The following is a 21148-nucleotide window of genomic DNA, read 5'->3' as shown; positions in this document are numbered from 1 at the left end:
CCCGATCATTCTTACAATGGGCGGTACTAATGGAGTCAGGATTACATGTCCGGCTACTACTGGGACAAAGATCGCTCTGCCGCCTTAAGCCAATCGTCCATGCTACTGACCCCGATAACTAGCAATAAATCTTGAACCAGGACTACTCGATGCAGCATCTTTCCGCCATCGCTTTCCTCAAGCTCTTCGGCGTGAGCAAAAAGGCGAGTTAATAGCTGTGTAAGGCAACCCTCATGATCGAACAGATAGGCCTTAGTGCGGCGAGCAAACTCAAAGTAAAGCTCTGCCACCTCCAAAGCATAAAATGGGTCTAATAACGACACTGTATTCAGCCACTTATCAATTCCAAAAATATCGCTCCTTCCCGACTCACTGCCTGACTCAAGCAGGGGAAAGAGGTTCTTAAAGATATGAACTGGTAGAGTGTCTTGTAGGTCATCTGTTTGAAGGAAAGATCGAAGCTCTCTTGCTACTACCGGAGCGAACTGATTTTCCGGGTTCAAACCCTTTTCCAGTCCTGTTAGGCACTGTTCCCTGTGACGTAGAAAGTTGCCCGGATGGGACCAAACACTTGCAGCACCACTCCATGCTTCTGCAGACTTCAAAGTATTGAGGTTAATCAGTAGCGAAGAAAAATTCACTTTCCCAGAGAAAGCGGCTAGCGCGGATATACGCCCCCACGTTTCCAAGTCTTTACCTTCGCCCTTTTTCGACAGAATATCCAAGCACAGATCCACATCATTAAAAACATCACGGTAGGCATGGTACAAACAAGGTTCAGCTACACCCCAGAGACCCGGAGCAGGCTCTTCCATAACGATCCAAAACAATTCCCAACCAAACACAGGACGAAGACTTTGGAGATAAGGCATCCGTCTTAACAACACAGAACGGACAGCAGGGTTTTGGTCATTGGAGAAACGGCGCAATGAATCAGACAGTGGATCAGGCCAGGCAATAGCCTTCTTTTCGTGTTGAATGGCTAGAACCATCAGGGCATTTGCAATATGCCCCCGCGACATATTGATGCCGGCAGTAATTAAATCAGCCTGATCTTCCGATACGGAACTCTCCTCTTCGAGACTAGAAAACTCTGTGGCCAAATACACCAAACGGCCTGAATCATTCCCATCAGCCACTACAAATGCGCAGCCTTCAATCACTTTGGCTGCAGCTCGATTGTGATGCCAGTATTCAGGCTGCTCTTCTAGTTCATCAATGATTTTACCTGCAAGAACTATGGGATCAGGAACTTCTACAGATGACCAATCTCCATTCGGTTGCAAATCGCCATACCGGTAGAGCAAATACACCCCAAGGCCTTCCATCAAATTGTCTCGGAAACTGGGAGGGATACTCTGCCAGTTCTCTGACAACAGGTTCAAGAAACGAGAGGGATGTCGAGTTGCAGCTTCACGCAATTGCCATGCAACCTCTCTTTCGCCCCCAACAAGAAATTCATCAAATGAATTTTCGTAGCCGTCATAGTGAGCAAGCAAACGCAACACTCCCGCATCACTCACGTTGAGAAACTCTTTAAATGAGAATGGCGCATGAACCACTCCCCCGCGAGACACGATGCGCGGTACTCTTTCAAGAGGCCAACAAAGCGTTTCGCACTCATCTATTAAGTTTTGCGCTTCTTGGCATCTGAGGTGACATGGTATTCCTAGTATTAATTGGCTCAGCTCGATAGGTCTCCACGCCCGCAACCGAGATGAAGGTGAGCTTTCATCGTGCAAAGATAGCAAAGTCGATTGAATGTGATTTTGCGAAACACCATCCAATTGAATAAGCGACCGCTCGATCAGGGAGCCAATTTCATAAGAAAGGGAGACCTCGAACCATTCTCCATCTGTCAACATCTGGGTTATCAGATCAAGGTTATCGCTCGAAGCTTCAGTACTTCCAAGGAGAGCAAAATAGCGAAGTGCTCCCTCCGAATTAAAGCCCAACCGCTCTCTATTGGCTATCCACCAGCAAGATCGGTTTATTGCATGGTGCAGAATTGCAGACTCCACAGCATCAAATAAAACGCGCTCATTATCTGTGTGCCTAAAATCACATTGTGAATGGGTATCATCATGAGACGTCCCGCTTAAGAAGCCCACATAAAAACCTTCAATAGGAAGACCATACCGTCGACTTCTCGCATTACTCCATTGCTCAATCGAGGCAATGGCTAAGTCAAGCAACGAAGCGGACGCCCTCATGCGACTTGCCAGGAAGTTCTTCTTTCTGTCCCCAAATTCGTGAGGTTGACAGTGAAGCTTCTGGTTAAAGTGAAATGTAGCCGCATCCTCCTCACTGATATCGCCTGCGATATAATCCCAAAGGACTTCGTCATCCAAGCTGCCAAAGTCGACTAAATAGGCAAGTGCCTTTCCGAGAAAGCTGTAATCCTGTCTAGGTAGAGCAAGAAGCTTAGTTACCAAAGGCCCACATAACGCCATATTTTCTACGTCAAACTGCGTGGTTTGAACAGCAATACTTCCTGCCAACCGCTCATGGTCTACCCCGTCCATTTCCAACATTTCGGACCAGAAACTTAACACTCCCAATGCATCTTCATTCTTCCACTGAGATATGCGATGGGCGTGAGTGGTCAGCCCCTCAATGTCATTCAAGTTCTTCAGTAAAGGCACTAGTTTCTTCATCCAGAAGTGGTGCCATGCCACCTTGTCTGCGTGGTTGTAGATGACCTGAAAAACATCCTTGTTTTGCATCCTTAAATCACGAATCAACAACCGATCGTCATCATAAGGCGCATATTCCGCAAAGGTCTCGGCAACAAGGCGACGGATATGAAAAGCAGCACCTCCAGTCAATACCGCTCGCAGCTGTTTTCGAAGGAGAGCCCGATCCTTTGATGCTAATTGGATTACAAAACTACGGATGCTAGGACGAACAAACGGCACAGGCGGTAAACCCTGGATGAAATCATTTAAGCTCATACACTGCCTAACCGCATTGCTGATCACTAAAACATCCAGCAGAGTCTGATGACCAAAAGTGAGGTGGCCGTCCTGGGTTTCATGCAGAACGCTGTTGCTAAGCAAAGCCCTCTTTATTTCCTGTGAGGCGCTGAAGCGTTGTTGAGGCAGGGTAAGCGTACGAAGCCTCAACATTTCTGAGGCCATCTCTTCAATCGCATGTAGGGCAGTATCGCCCAGTGAACTGTCTTGCTCTACAAAAGTAGCCAGGTATCGCTCTGCCAATGCCTGACTAGTAACTACATTGAAGCCCCCCTCTTGCAGAGCTAGATCAACAAACAGGGCCAACTCACGTGGGTTACGAATAAGGTCTCGAGTCGTGTCATCTATCACCGATGCATCTATTCCAAGCCGAGACAAAAGCGGGGCCACTTGGCTCTTCCAGTCAAACGGCTGGCAGGTTACTTCTACTTCCCAGTCACGCTGCGCGATACGACGGTCGTACTTGCGATCAAAATCACGGCAAGCTGTAACGACGGTTACCCGGGGGATGATCAAAAGGCGATCAATCAACGACAGAAAATAGGCCAGCACGGTGTGTTCACGAGCAATTGAAAGCACATCAAGAGAATCGATCATCACGACTACATGAGCAGTCTCGCCTAAGCGCGCGACCTTACTGACCAGATCCCCGGACAACCCTTGAGCCTCTCGATCCCGCTCACTAACTACGTCGACAAACTCCCGGGATTGGACAAAAAGCGGGGCAAGCTCATTTGAATCTCTAGCTATTCTTTCGAGGCATTCCTGAACCTCCAACATGACGCAGGTTTTTCCAGAGCCCGGCATGCCGGTTAACAATACTGAGCGATGCTGTGCTTTTATTGCGTCGAGCAACTCATCTACCGCAGAATTCGAAAGGTGTTCTGTCCCTATATCAGTTTTCCAGGCGCGACCTACCGAGGACGTTCTTTTAAATTCTTTGAGAATCTCTCCTGTAGCCATAGGTGGCGTCAACACCGATCCAGCTTGATTAAGCAAACTCCTCAATTCTTCCTTAGTTAGGAGGTGCTGAACCTCTGTGCTACTTCCAGAATCACTGACACGCATACCAAGGTTATCGATTCGGCGCCATAAAGCATCAAATGCTGCAGAGCAGTTGCTTGCCACTTGACGCAAATGTCCCTTTATCTGCTCAGCCATTCGCTCAAGTTCTGGAGAGTTTTCAAAAATTATCCGCTGCACGAAGTGATAGGAGGACAAGTTCGAGCCCTCCTCCTCAAGAAGCTGGCTCACTTTGGCATCAGTTTTTTTGTTAGCCCCCTTCAGATTCGCTTTAAAACTACTTTCGTTTGAGTAATTCTTGCTAAACTCTCGTAATGCAGCAAGTTCCCCAAAAGCGGTGCGGGAATAAAACCAAGCCTCTGTCTGGGAATTGCTTTCGAATAGAGCAATCGCTTTCCGAAGTTCATCTTCAAGATCACCCAAGGACCAAGCCTTGTGCTGCGTTTGGTTCTTTTTGCACTGACAACAAATAATGCTTCCATCAGCTCTGCCAATCACCACATCATCTACTGGCCAGTTTACCGAATCGACTTCAATCCATTGGTAATCAGGATCGGACAAGACGGTCAGCGCCCAATCAAATGCAACAAGTGTTTGATACCCATCACCTCGATTCGACTGAATTCCAGCTTTACTCATATATCTCTACTGACGAAGGTGAGTGTGGTTAATCTATTCATCGACTTTTCAACCAACCTCCCGGCCGGTCGCTTTCATTCCCGCGCCACCTCTCGGAAACTCATTGCAACCCTACTTCCCCCTTAACTCACAATGCAAAGGCACAACGATTTCCACTTTGCCTAATAATTATCAACTCTACACACGAGCTCCCAATGCAAACCAATCCTTGCATAAATTAGGCACCTTTAACTCCATTTCTGTTGAGTCTCACTGGCGAAGTCTTTTGACATATTCTGCAGTCAATAGATTATCTGCATCGAGACCAAGAGGGGCCACGCCAATGTGGCCAACGTTTCCGCCGATATTCGAACACATAGAGGGTAAAAGCCAGGGCATACGTAACTGTTCTGCTTAACTGCCGCGAAGCATGATCGGAAAAAATCGGCCCGAGATGCTCGGATACCCTGAGTGCCCGCATCGGTCCGTGCATCCGTCGCATGAATTTCTGCCGATTCGGCACTGGCTTCGACCACGTGGATAACGTCTGGTAACGAAGGCCAGGCATCCAGGTCTGTTCAACCAAAATTCCTACCAACCATCCATTCTAATTCCGTGCTGTCGTAAATAATTACCTTGTCTTTCAAGATAGGTTTCGGTGCGCCGGGTGTAGTCTTCACCTTCCTCTTTGTGATCATAGGGTCTAGCCTGATATCGCCCAACCTCAATTGCGTTTTCTTCACTATTCATGATCCACATAACCACTGTTCCCCCCGGTGCCAGCCCGAGCACCAGGTTATATCGGGGGCGATCAACCATTTCCCCATAGCGTTCGAAAGGCGCAGACTCTTTCATTTTCTCCGAAATCTCATCAGGGTTTTCCAGTTTGATCACAGCCTCATAGGACTGCTGCTCCGCAAAAGAGAACCAGCGGATCAGAATTAGCTCGGGAGTGGCCTGCCATTGTGCCCTGGAAAACGGGGGGTGTTTCCAGCAGCAGGAAACGATTCCAAAGGGGCGGCGCCAGCCGATGTCTTCAGAAAAGGACTCAATAAAAAACTTGTCAACCCATACATCGTAGTGCTCAGGAGCTACAACCCCAATTCCCCTGTCCTCTTTCCAGGACTCGTCCGATTCTGTTGGTTTAGAACAGCCCCCCAGGAGCAAAAGCACACATAGGCTGAACGCCCCCTTAGTAGTCATGATATTGCCCATCTACCCACTGTCCCTTATTCGGATGGATGGCACGGAGGCCATTCTTGGCTGGCTGAAACGGGTAAAGCAGCCCCATTTTCACGTAATGATCGGAATGATGAATGTACCGTTGTCGCAAAAGCGCTCTGGACTCGGGTGACAGCAACAACTTGTTGCCCTGCCATACGTGAGCGGCGAGATTTCTGGCAATGGGCATCAGTTCCTCAGGCAAAGAATAGGCAGCATCTTTAGGGTCAATGACATCAAACGGTACTCCCTCATCCAATGCCAACTTGTGCATCAGATACAAAGGAATACGTGAATATTCTCCCCGGACCTCACGATTCAGCCACAGGCGCAGAGTAATGTCACCTCCGGGCAAGCCAGGTGGCCTCTCCTGTTCAATCTCCAAAGTCGCAAGTGGGTTCAGGGGCCCGATCCATCCCTCGCTCTTTACCAGTGCACGCTCCTGCAACATGCGCGAGAATTCGAAGCTCGCCTCGGGGTTGCGACGATCTCTACCTGTGACTACCAGAGGTGGACGAACTTCGATACGTTCCTGAAACCGATCCGGATAGCCCCCGCCAATATCGGAATGCACCCCCGGCAATACCCATTCGCTGAAATGCTCGGGCAAGTTTCCATCATCACCCCTTAGGCTGTTCAACGAGAAATTGTGCCGGCGCTCATCACGGGCCACGAACTGAACCGCACGCTGTACCTGACCCGGTCTCAGATTGACGTTGATACGGCCAGTCCTTTCGTCGTGGGCTGAGAAGTCTAGGTTGCCCAGGTCGGCGATCCCCGCGACGGTATCGAACAGGCCCAGAAAACGAACTGTGATTTTCTTTGGCCAGGAGACACCTTCGCGTTTGAAGGCTTTAGCCAGTGCTCCGCTTTCATCAACCTCCCGGCTTACAAAATGACGAGCCGTTGCCGCGCCCCGACTGAAGCCAAACACATCAAGAACCAACTCATCTATCGGTTCGTGGACCAGGGTACCAATCTCTTGCGCCAGATCGCCGCTCCCCTGACCGATTTTTTTGAGTATGCCTTGTTCACCAAGCCCGATTCCCATACTCATGGCATCGTCGGGCTCGCCGGACTTTGTGCCCACTCCTGGAACATAAGTGGACAGCAGGTACACCGGTTCACCACTTTCAGCTTTGACTCTGCCGCGTTGGTATAGGCTTTCAAGTTTGGAGACATTAGTTTCAGCATTGAGATAACTGCCCTCCATGATCTGCGACAGCTCACTACTGCACTGATCTTCCGACATGGCACCAGCGGCATTGGCCGTCAGGCATTCATCCATTTGTCGTTGGTAGGTTTGGGTATTGTTGCGATTGTTGCCGGTGCCATCAAAAAAGATGCCGGCTTCCACCCGGACTTTGGGGCGGTTCTCTTCTTCGGGCGAATCATCCGGTGATTTGTCAGGCAACCCTTCGTCAATCAACGCGCCTTTCTGCGCTGCCCGGCGTACGAATTCCTGTGGGTCTGTGTCCAGCAGTTCTTTTGCCGTTGGCGTAAGTTGGCCTTTGTCATCCAGGGCACCGGCTACTGCAAAATCCACGACTGGCGCGGCGGTGGTGGCGATGCCAAGAATCACTCGGGGATTGCCACTTACAATTGAACCACCATGGTTGGTGGGGCTTCCGAGATACGCCACGGGCATGCCATCGGCAAATGCCATTGGGTATCCCTGGGTGATCATGGCGCCACAGCCCGTGGCATCGCCCACTCGGGCTACGGGCTTGCCGTCAGCGAGAATACTGCAGCCGTTTGGCAGGATGGGGGAAGAACCGTGCCCTGGGATCGGGCAAACGTGCGTATCGCCTACGCAGGCGGTGATGAGTTGGCTCATGGTGAGAATTCCTTTCTCTTACAGGTTGCCTCCTGGCTACCCGGTGTTTAACTATATCTAGCAGCCCATGAATATAGCATGCTGGATACTTCATAACATTGCAGTTAATACATGTCAGATGTCGAAATTGTTGATTACCATTAGGAGGTAACTCATGTGCAACATTGATGCTGTAACGCCAGGCGAGTTACTGAAAGAAGAGTTCCTTGGGCCTATGGGTATTTCTCAATACCGCTTGGCTAAAGAGATTGGGGTGCCTGCTCAGAGAATAGGCCAGATCATCGCGGGAAAGCGTTCGATTACCGCAGACACGGACCTGCGACTCTGTCGCTTCTTTGGTTTGTCTAACGGCTACTGGTTGCGAGCTCAGGCAGCCTACGACACTGAGCTTGCCGAAGATGCCCTAGAGGATCAGTTGAAGAATATTCGTCCGTGGACTGCTGTATCCGAAATCGGGCACAGGGCATAACCGGGCGTTAAGCTCCATTGTTGCGTGATGCGCATCATGCTACCATCCCCTCATGATTAAATCGTTCCGTCACAAAGGACTGAAGCGGTTCTATTCGACCGGTAGCACGTCCGGCATACAGCCCGACCACGCCAAGAAACTGCGTATGCAGTTGGCTGCTCTGGATACTGCCACTTCGGTGGAAGACATGGACATCCCTGGTTTTCGGCTTCATCCATTGAAGGGCAAAGACAAAGGGCGGTGGTCAATTCGGGTTAACGGAAATTGGCGCATGACGTTCGAATTTCAGGACGGCAACGCCTACATTCTTGATTATGAGGATTATCACTAATGACGATGCATAATCCACCGCACCCTGGTGAGTTTATTCGGGAGGTGTACATGGCACCTTTCGGTATTAGTTCTCGTCAGCTTGCTTCGAGTCTGGGGGTTTCTCCCTCTACCTTATCTCGGCTACTCAAAGGCGATAGCGGTATCAGTCCGGAAATGTCTCTTCGGCTATCCAAGGTCCTTGGGCGTAGCCCTGAAAGCTGGCTGGCGATGCAGGATATGTACGATCTTTGGGTGGCCCGCAACACGGTGAATCTGGATGGCATTCAGCCCCTAGACTTCGAAGCAGCTTAACCAGCGGCTGTTGTCGGACGCGCCTGAAGATATTGGAACAGGTTTATTTTCTTACCGCATCGATGAAAATCGCACGATTGTCGAAAACCGCGGCACCTATTTCAGTAGTGGTACCGAAGCTGGGCAACGAGCAAAGCGTCATCCGTGACCTTGTAAACGATGCGGTGTTCTTCGTTAATTCGGCGGGACCAGTAACCAGCGAGGCTGTGCTTGAGGGGTTCCGGTTTGCCGACACCCTCGAACGGTTCTCGTTTGGTTTCCTTGATAAGCTTGTTGATTCGATTCAGGATCTTTTTGTCCGTTTTCTGCCAGTACAGATAGATATTTAACAATCGGCTGCACATGCTGCCAACGCTATTTGCTTAAGGAGAAGCAGTTTGAACATTACGGATTTACCCTTTGGGGTGACTGACTGGTCTGACATTGAGAGAACGGAACACTCAGGGGAGAGGGGTATGGCTTACTGGCAGACCCGTACTTTCGGAGACATTCGCGTTCGTATGGTTGAGTACAGCCCTGGCTACATCGCCGACCATTGGTGTGCTAAAGGGCACATTCTTCTTTGCCTGGACGGAGAACTCGATACCGAACTCAAGGACGGGCGTTCCTTTACGCTCACCCCTGGAACAAGCTATCAGGTAGCAGACAACGCTGAGCTCCATCGATCCTCAACGGAGTGCGGGGCCAGGCTATGTGGCTTAGGCAAACGCCGTACGGCGAGTGCCTAAGCCACATAGCCTTGGCAAACTCACTGGCCACTAAATCGCTAATGGAGAGCATGGATGCAATTTCAAACCATCCCGATAATCCGAATTTTTGATGAGGCAAAGGCCAAGGCGTTCTATCTCGAGTTCCTCGGCATGTCGGTCGACTGGGAGCACCGCTTCGAGGAAGGCTTCCCCCTCTATATGCAGGTTTCCAGAGGTGACCTTGTCTTTCACCTCAGCGAGCACTCAGGGGACTGCACGCCCGGCTCCAAAACGTTCGTAAATATGGATGATATCGAGGGCCTGTACGGTGAAATAACCTCGCGTGGCTACCGCTACAGTCGCCCGGAAATAACCACAGCTCCATGGGGCGACAGGATATTCGAGGTGGTAGACCCGTTTTCTAACAGAATTCTGTTTAATGAGCTCACGTCTACCACATAACCATGATGCGCCTGAGAAAACCGGGACAGCTTTATTTCCTGACCGTATCGAAAAAAATAGCTCGATTGTCGAAAACCGCGATACCCAATCGACTACCCGATGAGCCTATCAAAGGTTTTTGATAAAACAACGATCGGGAGAAACGTCATGAAATACATGCTATTGGCCTACGGAAACGAAGAAAAATTCAACCAGATGAGCAAAGACGAACTGGCCGAGGTTGGAGAGAAATGCGAGCGCTTTGACGCCGAAATGCAGGCGGCGGGCGAGGTCACGTGGGGCGGGAGCCTGAGCTGGGACTCAAAGTCGATGCGCCTCAAGGATGGCAAACTGATAGTCACCGACGGGCCGTTCGCGGAAACCAAGGAGGTTGTGGGCGGAGTGGTGATCATCGAAGCGCCGGACTTCGACGCAGCGGTGAAGCTCGCCTCACTGCACCCGGCAGCGCGTATGGGCGAGGAACTGGGCTGGGGCATCGAGCTCCGCCCGATGGACCACTGCCCCGCGATCCACGAAGCGGAGGCTGCGTGCATCAGTTAGCAACCCAATGGATTGTGGGGTTACTTAGAGAGCAGCGGGACCCGGGTTCCACTCGACATAGATTTTTCTCGCTACGCGACCTTACCTTTGATGGGTCTTGCGCTTCCCCTTATGCTGAAGGACGATCTAGTCCAGTATAAATCTGCGCTATCACGTCCAGTGGATCTCGAGGATATTCGTGCCATATGTGAACTAGAGGGAACTTCAAATGACTATTGAAACATGGGCTCTGTATGTTGGCACCGTACTTCTGTTCATGTGTACACCGGGACCGAGCCATCTGCTCATGCTCTCTGTAAGCACGTCGAATGGGTTTAAGAGGTCGCTTGCCACGGCCGCAGGTGACTTAACAGCAAATGCTATTCAAATAGTCTTGGCGGGGCTTGGTTTAGCGGCGGCTTTGAACGCTTCCAAATACGGGTTCACCATTATCAAATGGCTCGGCGTGAGCTACTTGGTCTGGTTAGGCACTCGTCAGATCATTAACTCTTTCAAAGCTCATGGTTCAGCGACACCTGCCAAGAGGGCATCTTTGAAAGCTTTATGGGCTCGTGGTTTCATCACATCCGCTGCCAATCCCAAAGCGGTTGTATTCTTTGCCGCCCTGTTCCCACAATTTTTAAGCTCTACTCATAGCTTGTTCCCGCAAATTCTCGTGTTGGGTTTTACCTACATCGTGATCGACGGGATATTTCTCAGCGCTTACGGTAAAGGCGGGAGCTGGCTTGCGACCAAATTGAGCAACAAAACACAGGCATGGGTCGAGAAAGCTTCAGGGGCGGGAATGATTGGTGCAGCATTCTTACTTGGGCTCAAGTCCCAACGCTCGTAGCTTCTTACGCTCGTCTTCAGAAGTAAGGCTGATCCAGCTATGGCAGAATTAGTGGAATTTCAGACCGAACGACTACGCTTGCGCCAATGGCGCGACAGCGATCTCGAGCCGTTCGCCGCTCTGAACGCAGACCCAAAGGTAATGGAGTTCTTCCCTGAGCCGCTGATTGGGCATGCAAGCAACGAAATGGCAGATAAAATTCGTTCGCTCATCAAACAGCGCGGTTGGGGGTTCTGGGCGGTAGAGGTCAAGGGCGTCGAGCCCTTTATTGGTTTTTGCGGGCTACACATCCCAGTTGTGACGCTGCCTTTTTCTCCGTGTGTGGAAATTGGTTGGCGCCTATCGTTCGCCCACTGGGGAAATGGCTATGCGTCAGAAGCTGCTCGCGGTGCCTTAGCTGTCGGGTTTCAACAGCTGGGGCTTTCTGAAATCGTCTCCTTCACCACCGTTGGTAATCAGCGATCACGCGGTGTCATGGAGCGCATCGGCATGACGTACAGTGGCAAGTTTGAACATCCCGGTTTGCCCGAGGGTAGCCTGTTGCGGCCACATGTACTTTACCGGTTGCGACGAGAGCAGTGGGAAGTAGAAAAGCCTGACCATTAGCCCCGGTTTGTACTGGACTTACCCTGGAGCACGCCATGTCAGAAATCGCCAACACCCCCAAGCCCCCCTACTACGCTGTTATTTTCACCAGCCACCGCACTGACGGCGACAACGGCTACGGCGAAATGGCTGCGCGAATGGCTGAATTGGCGGCACAACAACCCGGCTACCTGGGTATGGAATCCGCCCGGGAGGGTCTGGGCATTACAGTGTCCTATTGGGAAAGCCTTGAGGCTATTCGCAACTGGAAGCAAAACGCGGAGCACCAGGAGGCCCAGCGGCTTGGCCATCAGCAATGGTATTCCAGTTTCCAGGTGCGGATTGCGAAGGTTGAGCGGGAATATGGTATCTAACCGCTGAAAGCTGCAAGGGTGACTCTCCGATGCCATGGCCATAATTCGCATGGCTGCTTGTCAGCAGGCCGCCCCCATGCTTCACTTTCCTGACTTCCATCCACCTCCCAACCGGAGATATGTGTTATGCCCCACTCAGTCACTGCCAGTTCAATAATGCCATCCATCGCCCGGCGGCTGTGGCTGGTGCTGCTCAGTGTCGCTCTGCTGGGTGGATGTTCCTCGCTGTACTACAACACCATGGAAAAATTCGGGTATGAGAAGCGCGATATCCTGGTAGATCGGGTGGAAAACGCGCGGGATAGCCAGAACGACGCCCAGGAGACGTTCCGCTCATCCCTGGAGCGCTTCCAGAGCGTGGTGGATACGCCGGATACAGAGCTCAAGGACCGTTACGCCGAGATCAGCGATGCTTACGAAGACAGTAAATCGAGCGCGGAAGACGTCCGCGACCGCATCGATAAAGTCGAAGAGGTGGCTGAGGCCCTTTTTGAGGAATGGGAGGATGAACTGGGTGAATACCAGAGCGACTCTCTGCGCCGTAGCAGTGAACAGCAGCTTGACGAAACTCGCGCGCAATACAGCCAGTTGATCCGCCGTATGCACGACGCCGAGGAGCGTATGGACCCTGTGTTGCAGGCGTTTCAGGACCAGGTGCTGTATCTCAAGCATAACCTGAACGCCCAGGCGATTGGCTCACTGGAAAACGAGTTGGTGGGCATCCGCGAGGACGTAGACGCACTGATTCGCAATATGGAGCAGTCGATTGAAGAGTCCGAAGCGTTTATCCGCCGTTTTCGTGAAGGTGGGTAACCGCGTCCAATGAAAAGCTCTAAGGAGTTCTGGGACAAGAGCGCACAGCGCTACGCCAAAAGTCGGGTACGGGATGAGGCAAGCTATCAGAAGAAACTGGCCATCACTCAGGGGTATTTCCAGCCCAACTGGTCGGTACTGGAATTTGGCTGCGGCACAGGCAGTACCGCCCTTGTACATGCGCCTCATGTAAAAGAGATTCTCGCGACCGACATTTCCGGCAAGATGCTGGAGATCGCCGCACAGAAAGCCCGCGATGCCGGCGTTGAGAACGTGCGCTTTCAGCAGGGTACGCTGGATAGTCTGGACTTGGAGGCGGAAAGCTTTGAGGCGGTGCTGGGACTGAATATCCTGCACCTGCTGGAGGATGCGGAAGCAGCGATTATCCGGGCTCACGAACTGCTGAAACCCGGTGGCGTTTTTGTTTCCAGCACCGCCCTGGTGGGCGAACTGATGGTGCTCTGGCGACTGTTGATTCCAGCCATGCAGGCGGTGGGATTGGCGCCGTTTGTGAACCGCTTTAGTCGGCAATCACTGGTGACGATGCTGACCAATGCAGGGTTCAGCATCGATTATGAGTGGCAACCGGATAAAGCATCGGTTTTCCTGATCGCCCGGAAGTGACTCGTTAACTTCAATCATTGCTCAAAGTGAAAATGACAATGTGATGTCGATTTCACATGCTCCGGTTCGACTTAATTAAGAACCCATCGAACAAACGGTGCCCACGCATCGGAGGAGCAGGAAATGCTGAAATTATACGGAACACCCCCAACCCGAGCCCTGCGCGTAATATGGTTACTCAATGAACTGGGCCTTGAATACGAACTACACCCGGTAGACCTCTTACAGGGTGAACACCTGCATCAAGACTTTCTCTCCCTCAACCCCGCCGCCAAGGTGCCCGTGCTGGTCGACGGCGATCTGGTTTTAACCGAGTCGGCCGCGATCCAGATTTACCTCGCCGAGAAACACCCTCAGGCGGGCTTTATCCCGGAATCCTTGGAAAACAGGGCCCAGATGTATCGCTGGATCTTCTTTCTGGTAACTGAGATTGAACAGCCTCTCTGGCGCATCGCGCGGCATACGTTCCTTTACCCGGAAGAAAACCAACTGCCGCAGGATGTGAAACTGGCGACGAAGGAATGCATAGACATGCTCGCCGTGCTGGAGAGGCACATGGCGGAGCGCGAGTTCATAGTTGGCGATCTTCTCAGTGTGGCTGACTTCAACGCCGCGTACACCCTCGACTGGGCGAGCGAAGAGAATATGTTGGCGGGCGCGCCCAGGTTGCGGGACTACCTCAAGGCAATGTATGCCCGGCCTACGGCTCCCATCACCATCCGTGAAGCGTTCGCCGCGATGGAGAGCGAAGCTGCCAATAGCCCCTTTACTGGGTGAATTCCATCAGGATGACGACAGCCGCGCTTCAATAGCACCATCGTGAATCAATTCCTGCTACTGTTGGTGATAGCTCACGAGGATTATGCATGAAAGAAGTACCCCAAAAGCAGTCTGGAACCAGCGGCTACTCATGGAAACTGTCTGCCGTGGCGGCCGTAGCGTCTGTCATTGGCGCGTTAGTCTCGTTCGGAGAGGTGTCACCAATCATCACCGGGTTGATTCTCCTTGCCGCCGTTGGCTGGGGCTTTACCGCACGGGACAACAGACGAGCGGCGGAACAGGCAAAAGACTCACAATAAACGACATTCCTGATAATTTTTCCTTCCCCTGTCGATTTCCACCCGCTCCGTGCGACTAACCAGTGAAACCACCAACAATCACTGGAGAACGACGACATGAAATACATGCTGATGCGCAAGGCCGATGCCGACACCGAGAATGGCGTAATGCCCACGGATGACCTCCTACAGGCAATGGCGGACTACAATGAGCGGATGACGCAGGCCGGCGTGTTTACCGGTGGCGACGGTCTGTGGCCCACCCGGGAAGGTTGCCGCATTCAGTTCCGCAACGGTGAGCCCACCGTTATCAACGGCCCCTTCGAGCAGACCAGCGAGCTGTTGGCCGGCTACAGTGTGCTTGAGGTGGATTCCTTCGAGGACGCCATCGCCTGGGCAAAACAGTGGCCAAAAGAAGATGCCGACGGCAACGTTACCCTTGAGTTACGCCGTTACTTCACGCTGGAGGATTTCGCGCCCAGCCCCGCACTTGAGAAGCATCGTTCGCAGGAAAAACTGCCACGAGAGATGAACGTGCACGTGGCGTTTGGCGGCAACTGCCGGGAAGCCATGGAATTTTATGCAGAGGTGACCGCCGGCACTCTGGAAGCCGTGATTACCTACGGCGAAACGCCAGCGGCAGAGGATGTGCCGAAAGAGATGCACGATCGAGTTATCCATTCCTCCCTTAATATTCGCGGCCGCCGGTTGATGGGGGCGGACATGTCGGGAGACGGTTATCAAGCGCCCCAGGGTACGCAGATCCACCTTGAATATGATGATACCGAGCAGGCGGAGAGGGTTTTCCAGGCGCTTTCCGAAGGGGGCGCAGAGATCATGCCGTTCGAACAGACCTTCTGGGCGCATCGGTTCGGAATGGCCAAGGACCGTTTTGGGGTCCAGTGGATGATCAGCAGCGGGCTCGAGCAGTGCCAGTAGGTCTTTAAATCGAACGCCGGAGGTAATCCCGGTAACGGGGGCGCCAGAAATGGCGTTCGATGGTCTGGTGAATGGTGTCGTCATCGGAGCGCAAGGCGACACCATCCGCCTGCGCTTGCCTGGCGACATCGAAGGCGATATTGCGACTGATTTCCTGAATACGGGCCAGGTCCGGCAATAGCCGCTCGCCGGTTTGCTGAACGATGGGCGCCTGTTTCGCCAACCCATTGGCGGCGGCCATCAGCATGGTATCGGTCACCCGGGAGGCGCCGGCGGCGATCACTCCCAGGCCAATGCCCGGGAAGATGTAGGCATTGTTGCATTGCGCGATGGGGTGGGCTTTGCCATTCAGCTCCACCGGTTTGAAGGGGCTACCGGCCGCCACCAGGGCTTCGCCGTGGGTCCAGGTCAGGATCTCTTCGGGCGTTGCCTCGACTTTGGAGGTGGGGTTCGACAGGGGCATCACCAGTGGCTGGGCACAGGTGGAGTGCATGGTTTTTATAACGTCTTCGCTGAACAGGCCGCGCTGGCCGGAGACGCCGATCAGTACCGTCGGCTTCGCCTGCTTCACCACATCGATCAATGCCCGGCCTGACCAGCCTTCGAGCCGGGCCGGGTCCTGGGCTAGCGACAACTGGAAATCCTGCAGGTCGGTCATGTCGCTGGTCAGCAGCCCGGGACGGTCAATCATATAAACCCGTTGGCGCGCCTCGGGTTCCGGCAACCCTTCGTTCGTCATCGCCACGATGATCTGTTCGGCAATGCCGCAGCCGGCGGAACCGGCGCCCACAAACGCAACTGTCTGGTCGCTGATCTTCTCATCCTTGGTTTTACACGCCGCCAGCAAGGTGGCCAGGCACACTGAGGCGGTGCCCTGGATGTCGTCGTTGAAGCAGCAGGCGTCGTCGCGGTATTTCTTCAGCAGGCGCATGGCGTTGTTCTGCGCGAAATCCTCGAACTGCACCAGCACCTTGGGCCAGCGGCGCTTCACCGCCGCCAGGAATTCAGCCACGAAGGCGTCGTACTCCTTCTGGCCTATGCGCTTGTGGCGCCACCCGATGTACATGGGGTCATCAAGCAGGGTCTGGTTGTTGGTGCCAACATCAAGCGTGATAGGCAGCGTATTGGCCGGGCTGATACCGCCGCATGCGGTGTAAAGCGACAGCTTTCCGATAGGAATGCCCATGCCGCCGATACCTTGATCACCCAATCCCAATATGCGCTCGCCGTCGGTAACTACAATGACCTTGACGTTTTCCTTGGTGGCGCTGCGCAGGAGGTAGTCCATGTGTTCCCGGTCGGGCCAGGACACGAACAGCCCGCGATGGTTGCGGTAGATGTTGGAAAACTCCTCGCACGCCTCGCCCACGGTGGGGGTGTAGATAATCGGAAGCATTTCTTCCAGGTGGTCTTCCAGCAGGTGGTAAAAAAGGGTTTCGTTGTCGTCCTGGATGGCGCGCAAGGTGATATGTCGGTCCAGGTCGGTCTGGCATAGCTGGTATTGCTTGTAAGCGCGTTCTGCCTGCTCCTCGATGGTTTCCACGTTCTGCGGCAGAAGGCCAATCAGGTTGAAGTCCAGGCGCTCCCTCTGCGTGAAGGCACTGCCCTTATTCAACAACGGCATCTCCAGCAAGGTGGGGCCGGCGTAGGGTATATACAGAGGGCGCTTTTTCGCGTTGCTCATAATCACCTCGTAAATCGGGCGGGCTACGAACCAAGCAGGATCCTGGCTACGGAACGATGGCAAACTACGTCTATAAAAAGAGTAGCTGATGTCGGGCTCGTTCGCAGGCCATGTCGATTTCCGGAAACGCTGAACGACTAACTACTATCCTGTAAACCAACAAATGGAGAAACGGTATGACGAAACGCGCAAAAAACACCATTTGCCTCTGGTACAACGGCGACGCCGAAGAGGCGGCGAACTTCTACGCCCGGACTTTTCCCGATTCATCGGTGGATGCCGTAAATCATGCACCGGCAGACTATCCATCAGGCTCGGAAGGGGATGTGCTGACGGTGGAGTTCACCGTACTGGGCGTTCCCTGCCTCGGGCTAAATGGCGGCCCCATCTTCACGCACAGCGAAGCGTTTTCGTTCCAGGTGGCCACCATGGATCAGGAGGAAACTGATCGCTACTGGAACGCGATTGTGGGCAACGGCGGCGAAGAAAGTGCCTGCGGCTGGTGCCGGGACAAGTGGGGCATTTCCTGGCAGATCACGCCGCAGATTCTGTCAGACGCCATTGCCGATCCGGACCGTGCAACCGCGAAACGGGTGTTCGAGGCGATGATGACGATGGGTAAAATCGATGTTGCGGCTATTGAGGCGGCACGTCGGGGATAATAGCGACGATCTCCGTGACGGAATTGTGATCGAAAGTTTCAGCTTCATTGAACCATTCGCTGGCATGCCTCTGACATGCTGGGACTGTGATTCATGACAACGATGCTCTGCGGAGACGCGGAGCGTCGGGAAACTGAGAACTGTCACCTGTGGAGATCGTTATGAGGCGCATGCTGATACCTGCGTTAGTTCTGTTCCCCCTGCTCGTCCACGCCGAACAGTGGCAAAGCAGTAACACGCAGACCGATGTGATTGAACTGTTTACGTCGGAGGGTTGCAGTAGTTGCCCACCGGCTGACGCCTTCCTCAGTTCCCTGAAAAACCGCGACGGCGTTTTCAGAACGTTCATCCCGATGGCCTTTCATGTTGACTACTGGAACTATATTGGCTGGAAAGACCGCTTTGCGAGCAGCGAGTACAGCCAGCGGCAGCGCCGATATGCCAGGGATGGCAACATCAGCCAAGTGTACACACCGGGTTTTGTCATTAACAGCCAGGAATGGCGGCCATGGTTCCGGGGCAAGCGCAACTGGGAAACGTCAAACGAACAGGTCGGCAACCTGACCGCTGACCTTCAGGGCAACCGGCTGAAAGTCAACTTTGCGGACAAGACCCGCAATCACCTTCACGTCGCTTACCTGGGCATGGGCATCGAGACTCAAGTGAAAGCGGGTGAGAACCGAGGCAAAACACTCACTCACGATTTTGTGGTGCTTGATGTCACAACCCTACCCGGTGAAGGCGAATGGCAACTAAAACTGCCGGCAGCACCGGACAAAGGCCAGCAGCGCACGGCATTGGCAATCTGGGTCTCCCCTACCGATTCACAGCAGGTGTTACAGGCGGTGGGGGGTTACCTTGAGTGACCGACCCGGCGCCTAAACCACGTCCGGTAAGGTCGATTGCAGATAATCCACCAATGCCCGCACCTTCGGCGTCACGAATTTCCGGGTGGGATAGACCGCGTATACGCCCAGTTCGTCGGAGCGGTAATCCGGCATCAGTTCCACCAGCCGGCCTGCGTCCAGGTCATCCTGCACCAGGAAACTGGGCTGGTGGATCACCCCCTGACCGGCCAGGGCGGCGGCACAGCAGGTTTCACCGTTGTTGGCATGCATCCAGGGGCGTATTCGCGTGCTCAATGGTCCATCCGGACCGTCAAAATGCCAGTCGTTACCCGTGGCCAGGTTGCTGTAGGCGACGATCTTGTGATGGATCAGGTCCCCGGGATGTTCTGGCGTGCCGTGGGCGCTGAGGTATTCGGGAGAGGCGCAGACAACAAGCCGCGTGGTGGTGAGACGCCGGCTCACCAGGGTGGAATTTCTCAAGCTGGCAATTCGGATCGCCAGATCAAAGCCTTCCTCAACAATATCCACAATGCGGTCGGACAGGTCGATGTTGAGTTCCACATTCGGATATTCACCATGAAATTGCCCCCACAGGGGCGCCAGGTGGCGAATGCCAAAACTCACCGGGGCATTAATGCGCAACACACCCTTGGCGACGCCGCTGCGTGAGGTCAGTTCAGCTTCGGCCTCTTCCACCCCCGCCAGCAACTCTCGACAACGTACGTAGAACACTTCCCCTTCTGCCGTCAGGGACAGTCGCCGGGTAGTGCGATGAAGAAGTCGCACCCCAAGCCGGGATTCGAGTTCACCAACATAGCGGGATACAGCGGCTTTCGACACCCCCATTGCCTCCGAGGCGGCCACAAAGCTGCTCTCATCCACAACGGTGCAGAAGGTCTGCATCTCCAGTAATCGATCCATTTAATTATTCCATTTTCCGAGACAGTCAATTCAGTAATCGCATGTTTATCCCAAAAAAAGATACTCGTAAAGTATCTTCATGCTCAACACACGACTCATACACAAGGAAACCCGATCATGAACAACGCATTCGTCAACAAACTGCTCAACACCAACGCTGGCTGGGGAGCCCTCGCGCTGCGTATTCCCGTTGGCATCATCTTCGTGGCTCACGGCGCCCAGAAGCTGTTCGGCTGGTTCGGCGGCTACGGCCTGGAAGGCACCGGGCAGTGGATGGACTCCATCGGTCTGAGCCCGGGTTACCTCATGGCCCTTCTGGCAGGCGGCACCGAGTTTCTGGGCGGCCTGGCATTGATCATCGGCCTGCTGGTTCGTCCCGCGAGCGCAGCGCTGGCCTTCGCCATGTTGATTGCCATCTTTAGCGTGCATATCCAGAATGGCCTGTTCATGAGCAACAACGGCTATGAATTCGGGTTGGCATTACTGGCGGCTTCGGTGTCCCTGCTGTTTAGCGGTGCCGGGCGCGCTTCCGTAGACCGTTTGGTAACGAAATAAACAGGAGTATCGCGCCATGACCAGTCTGTTCGTATCCCACGGCGCTCCCACCTTCGCACTGGAGCCGGGCCTTGCGGGCCCGGCTCTCTCGCAGCTCGGAGCGGAACTACCCCGACCGACTGCCGTGTTGGTGGTGTCACCTCACTGGATGACGCAAGAGGTACGGGTGGGTCTGTCAGAAGTACCGGCTACCGTCCATGACTTTCGAGGCTTTGAACCCGCCATGTACGAACTGAAATACCCGGCGCATGGTCATCCGTCGCTTGCCAAGAAGGCATTGTCTCTACTGGATAACGCCGGTTGGCAACCGGTCGCAGATGCCCAACGCGGCCTGGACCATGGTGCCTGGGTGCCACTGACGTACCTGTACCCGGACGCCTCGGTGCCGGTGTTCCAGGTGTCTCTGCCCGCAAACCTTGATAGCCAGTCCGCTTACCAACTGGGCCAGGTGTTGGCACCGCTGCAAGAGGAAGGCGTGCTGATCGTCGGTTCGGGCAGTCTGACCCACAACCTCTACGAGGTACGCTGGAGGGACAACAACAGTGCAGAGTACGCAAAGGTCTTTAGCCAGTGGGTTCGTGAAGCGGTTCTGGAAAACGACCAGGCACGCCTGATAAACACTCTGACTCTCGCGCCCCATGCCCAGCGCGCACATCCCACCACGGAGCATTTTCTACCGTTGCTGGTTGCACTGGGTGCCGCCGGCCCCGAGGCCCGTGGCTCAGTTATTGAGGGTGGTATTGAGCATGGCGTGCTGTCGATGGATTCCTTTATCTTTCGGAATGCCTGAAACCC

Annotated in this window: 24 protein-coding genes; 18 read left to right on the top strand and 6 right to left on the bottom strand. The window is 53.6% G+C overall.

Annotated features, from left to right (window positions below):
- Positions 1-56: 56 nt before the first annotated feature.
- From AC13D2_RS18285 to AC13D2_RS18275, 3 genes are all read right to left on the bottom strand, one after another.
- Positions 57-4637, bottom strand: coding sequence for an AAA family ATPase (locus AC13D2_RS18285; protein ID WP_482939007.1), 4581 nt, complete (start codon positions 4635-4637; stop codon positions 57-59).
- A gap of 570 nt (positions 4638-5207) precedes the next feature.
- Positions 5208-5831: a DUF2931 family protein gene (locus tag AC13D2_RS18280; protein ID WP_482939006.1), complete on the bottom strand. Its 624-nt coding sequence runs from the start codon at positions 5829-5831 to the stop codon at positions 5208-5210.
- Positions 5809-7674: a phospholipase effector Tle1 domain-containing protein gene (locus tag AC13D2_RS18275; RefSeq protein ID WP_482939005.1), complete on the bottom strand. Its 1866-nt coding sequence runs from the start codon at positions 7672-7674 to the stop codon at positions 5809-5811. The genes AC13D2_RS18280 and AC13D2_RS18275 overlap by 23 nt, the downstream gene beginning before the upstream one ends.
- 154 nt (positions 7675-7828) lie before the next feature.
- On the opposite strand from AC13D2_RS18275, the gene AC13D2_RS18270 reads away from it, so the two are divergent.
- Genes AC13D2_RS18270 through AC13D2_RS18260 form a run of 3 tightly spaced genes read left to right on the top strand, consistent with a single transcriptional unit; the run spans position 7829 to position 8767 of the window.
- Entirely contained in the window at positions 7829-8143 is a 315-nt protein-coding gene (locus AC13D2_RS18270; RefSeq protein ID WP_482939004.1) for a HigA family addiction module antitoxin, read from the top strand.
- A gap of 52 nt (positions 8144-8195) precedes the next feature.
- On the top strand, positions 8196-8474 hold the full coding sequence (locus tag AC13D2_RS18265) for a type II toxin-antitoxin system RelE/ParE family toxin (protein WP_203301049.1): 279 nt from the start codon (positions 8196-8198) through the stop codon (positions 8472-8474).
- A complete protein-coding gene (locus tag AC13D2_RS18260) occupies positions 8474-8767 on the top strand; it encodes a HigA family addiction module antitoxin (protein ID WP_292049859.1) in 294 nt (97 codons plus the stop codon). Before AC13D2_RS18265 ends, AC13D2_RS18260 begins: the two co-directional genes overlap by 1 nt.
- Positions 8768-8868: 101 nt before the next feature.
- Here the strand turns inward: AC13D2_RS18260 and AC13D2_RS18255 are convergent, their stop codons facing one another.
- On the bottom strand, positions 8869-9111 hold the full coding sequence (locus AC13D2_RS18255; RefSeq protein ID WP_300499892.1) for a Txe/YoeB family addiction module toxin: 243 nt from the start codon (positions 9109-9111) through the stop codon (positions 8869-8871).
- Positions 9112-9144: 33 nt separating this feature from the next.
- Between AC13D2_RS18255 and AC13D2_RS18250 the strand changes: the two genes are divergently transcribed.
- From AC13D2_RS18250 to AC13D2_RS18200, 11 genes are all read left to right on the top strand, one after another.
- Positions 9145-9495 carry a DHCW motif cupin fold protein gene (locus AC13D2_RS18250; protein WP_292049857.1) on the top strand — a complete coding sequence of 117 codons (351 nt, stop codon included), beginning with the start codon at positions 9145-9147 and terminating at the stop codon, positions 9493-9495.
- Between the two features lie 54 nt (positions 9496-9549).
- Complete coding sequence (locus tag AC13D2_RS18245) at positions 9550-9918, top strand: glyoxalase superfamily protein (RefSeq protein ID WP_292049856.1); 369 nt, start codon at positions 9550-9552, stop codon at positions 9916-9918.
- A gap of 147 nt (positions 9919-10065) precedes the next feature.
- Complete coding sequence (locus AC13D2_RS18240) at positions 10066-10458, top strand: YciI family protein (RefSeq protein WP_482939003.1); 393 nt, start codon at positions 10066-10068, stop codon at positions 10456-10458.
- 208 nt (positions 10459-10666) lie between these two features.
- Positions 10667-11290 (top strand): LysE family translocator, encoded by a 624-nt coding sequence (locus AC13D2_RS18235; RefSeq protein ID WP_482939002.1) that lies wholly within the window; start codon positions 10667-10669, stop codon positions 11288-11290.
- 39 nt (positions 11291-11329) lie between these two features.
- Positions 11330-11896, top strand: coding sequence for a GNAT family N-acetyltransferase (locus AC13D2_RS18230; RefSeq protein WP_482939001.1), 567 nt, complete (start codon positions 11330-11332; stop codon positions 11894-11896).
- Positions 11897-11931: 35 nt separating this feature from the next.
- A complete protein-coding gene (locus tag AC13D2_RS18225; RefSeq protein ID WP_482939000.1) occupies positions 11932-12249 on the top strand; it encodes an antibiotic biosynthesis monooxygenase family protein in 318 nt (105 codons plus the stop codon).
- Positions 12250-12375: 126 nt separating this feature from the next.
- Entirely contained in the window at positions 12376-13062 is a 687-nt protein-coding gene (locus AC13D2_RS18220; RefSeq protein ID WP_482938999.1) for a DUF2959 domain-containing protein, read from the top strand.
- Between the two features lie 9 nt (positions 13063-13071).
- The gene (locus AC13D2_RS18215) at positions 13072-13686 is read left to right on the top strand and encodes a class I SAM-dependent methyltransferase (protein WP_482938998.1); all 615 of its coding nucleotides are present in this window, start codon (positions 13072-13074) and stop codon (positions 13684-13686) included.
- A 123-nt stretch (positions 13687-13809) separates the two neighbouring features.
- Positions 13810-14463 carry a glutathione S-transferase family protein gene (locus tag AC13D2_RS18210; protein WP_482938997.1) on the top strand — a complete coding sequence of 218 codons (654 nt, stop codon included), beginning with the start codon at positions 13810-13812 and terminating at the stop codon, positions 14461-14463.
- 89 nt (positions 14464-14552) lie between these two features.
- Positions 14553-14765: a hypothetical protein gene (locus tag AC13D2_RS18205; protein ID WP_421911917.1), complete on the top strand. Its 213-nt coding sequence runs from the start codon at positions 14553-14555 to the stop codon at positions 14763-14765.
- Between the two features lie 96 nt (positions 14766-14861).
- Entirely contained in the window at positions 14862-15683 is an 822-nt protein-coding gene (locus AC13D2_RS18200; RefSeq protein WP_482938996.1) for a YciI family protein, read from the top strand.
- 4 nt (positions 15684-15687) lie between these two features.
- Here AC13D2_RS18200 and AC13D2_RS18195 read toward each other — a convergent pair whose 3' ends face one another.
- Positions 15688-17367 carry an NAD-dependent malic enzyme gene (locus AC13D2_RS18195; RefSeq protein WP_482938995.1) on the bottom strand — a complete coding sequence of 560 codons (1680 nt, stop codon included), beginning with the start codon at positions 17365-17367 and terminating at the stop codon, positions 15688-15690.
- A 176-nt stretch (positions 17368-17543) separates the two neighbouring features.
- Between AC13D2_RS18195 and AC13D2_RS18190 the strand changes: the two genes are divergently transcribed.
- Both AC13D2_RS18190 and AC13D2_RS18185 read left to right on the top strand, forming a co-directional pair.
- Positions 17544-18029: a VOC family protein gene (locus tag AC13D2_RS18190; protein WP_420390233.1), complete on the top strand. Its 486-nt coding sequence runs from the start codon at positions 17544-17546 to the stop codon at positions 18027-18029.
- Positions 18030-18190: 161 nt separating this feature from the next.
- Entirely contained in the window at positions 18191-18895 is a 705-nt protein-coding gene (locus tag AC13D2_RS18185; RefSeq protein WP_482938994.1) for a DUF1223 domain-containing protein, read from the top strand.
- A 12-nt stretch (positions 18896-18907) separates the two neighbouring features.
- On the opposite strand, the gene AC13D2_RS18180 is transcribed toward AC13D2_RS18185, so the two are convergent.
- Entirely contained in the window at positions 18908-19798 is an 891-nt protein-coding gene (locus AC13D2_RS18180; protein ID WP_482938993.1) for a LysR family transcriptional regulator, read from the bottom strand.
- A 117-nt stretch (positions 19799-19915) separates the two neighbouring features.
- On the opposite strand from AC13D2_RS18180, the gene AC13D2_RS18175 reads away from it, so the two are divergent.
- Together AC13D2_RS18175 and AC13D2_RS18170 are read left to right on the top strand one after the other, a co-directional pair.
- A complete protein-coding gene (locus AC13D2_RS18175; protein ID WP_421911913.1) occupies positions 19916-20353 on the top strand; it encodes a DoxX family protein in 438 nt (145 codons plus the stop codon).
- Between the two features lie 16 nt (positions 20354-20369).
- Positions 20370-21143: a DODA-type extradiol aromatic ring-opening family dioxygenase gene (locus tag AC13D2_RS18170; RefSeq protein ID WP_482938992.1), complete on the top strand. Its 774-nt coding sequence runs from the start codon at positions 20370-20372 to the stop codon at positions 21141-21143.
- Positions 21144-21148: the final 5 nt, after the last annotated feature.

This window comes from Marinobacter sp. B-12, from assembly GCF_056857915.1.
This window is presented reverse-complemented; position numbering and strand designations above follow the sequence as displayed.

Excerpts from the sequence above, each read along its gene's own strand:
- AC13D2_RS18285 (WP_482939007.1), bottom strand. The coding sequence starts at position 4,637 with ATGAGTAAAGCTGGAATTCAGTCGAATCGAGGTGATGGGTATCAAACA.
- AC13D2_RS18280 (WP_482939006.1), bottom strand. The coding sequence starts at position 5,831 with ATGGGCAATATCATGACTACTAAGGGGGCGTTCAGCCTATGTGTGCTT.
- AC13D2_RS18275 (WP_482939005.1), bottom strand. The coding sequence starts at position 7,674 with ATGAGCCAACTCATCACCGCCTGCGTAGGCGATACGCACGTTTGCCCG.
- AC13D2_RS18270 (WP_482939004.1), top strand. The coding sequence starts at position 7,829 with ATGTGCAACATTGATGCTGTAACGCCAGGCGAGTTACTGAAAGAAGAG.
- AC13D2_RS18265 (WP_203301049.1), top strand. The coding sequence starts at position 8,196 with ATGATTAAATCGTTCCGTCACAAAGGACTGAAGCGGTTCTATTCGACC.
- AC13D2_RS18260 (WP_292049859.1), top strand. The coding sequence starts at position 8,474 with ATGACGATGCATAATCCACCGCACCCTGGTGAGTTTATTCGGGAGGTG.
- AC13D2_RS18255 (WP_300499892.1), bottom strand. The coding sequence starts at position 9,111 with ATGTGCAGCCGATTGTTAAATATCTATCTGTACTGGCAGAAAACGGAC.
- AC13D2_RS18245 (WP_292049856.1), top strand. The coding sequence starts at position 9,550 with ATGCAATTTCAAACCATCCCGATAATCCGAATTTTTGATGAGGCAAAG.
- AC13D2_RS18240 (WP_482939003.1), top strand. The coding sequence starts at position 10,066 with ATGAAATACATGCTATTGGCCTACGGAAACGAAGAAAAATTCAACCAG.
- AC13D2_RS18235 (WP_482939002.1), top strand. The coding sequence starts at position 10,667 with ATGACTATTGAAACATGGGCTCTGTATGTTGGCACCGTACTTCTGTTC.
- AC13D2_RS18230 (WP_482939001.1), top strand. The coding sequence starts at position 11,330 with ATGGCAGAATTAGTGGAATTTCAGACCGAACGACTACGCTTGCGCCAA.
- AC13D2_RS18225 (WP_482939000.1), top strand. The coding sequence starts at position 11,932 with ATGTCAGAAATCGCCAACACCCCCAAGCCCCCCTACTACGCTGTTATT.
- AC13D2_RS18220 (WP_482938999.1), top strand. The coding sequence starts at position 12,376 with ATGCCCCACTCAGTCACTGCCAGTTCAATAATGCCATCCATCGCCCGG.
- AC13D2_RS18215 (WP_482938998.1), top strand. The coding sequence starts at position 13,072 with ATGAAAAGCTCTAAGGAGTTCTGGGACAAGAGCGCACAGCGCTACGCC.
- AC13D2_RS18210 (WP_482938997.1), top strand. The coding sequence starts at position 13,810 with ATGCTGAAATTATACGGAACACCCCCAACCCGAGCCCTGCGCGTAATA.
- AC13D2_RS18205 (WP_421911917.1), top strand. The coding sequence starts at position 14,553 with ATGAAAGAAGTACCCCAAAAGCAGTCTGGAACCAGCGGCTACTCATGG.
- AC13D2_RS18200 (WP_482938996.1), top strand. The coding sequence starts at position 14,862 with ATGAAATACATGCTGATGCGCAAGGCCGATGCCGACACCGAGAATGGC.
- AC13D2_RS18195 (WP_482938995.1), bottom strand. The coding sequence starts at position 17,367 with ATGAGCAACGCGAAAAAGCGCCCTCTGTATATACCCTACGCCGGCCCC.
- AC13D2_RS18190 (WP_420390233.1), top strand. The coding sequence starts at position 17,544 with ATGACGAAACGCGCAAAAAACACCATTTGCCTCTGGTACAACGGCGAC.
- AC13D2_RS18185 (WP_482938994.1), top strand. The coding sequence starts at position 18,191 with ATGAGGCGCATGCTGATACCTGCGTTAGTTCTGTTCCCCCTGCTCGTC.
- AC13D2_RS18180 (WP_482938993.1), bottom strand. The coding sequence starts at position 19,798 with ATGGATCGATTACTGGAGATGCAGACCTTCTGCACCGTTGTGGATGAG.
- AC13D2_RS18175 (WP_421911913.1), top strand. The coding sequence starts at position 19,916 with ATGAACAACGCATTCGTCAACAAACTGCTCAACACCAACGCTGGCTGG.
- AC13D2_RS18170 (WP_482938992.1), top strand. The coding sequence starts at position 20,370 with ATGACCAGTCTGTTCGTATCCCACGGCGCTCCCACCTTCGCACTGGAG.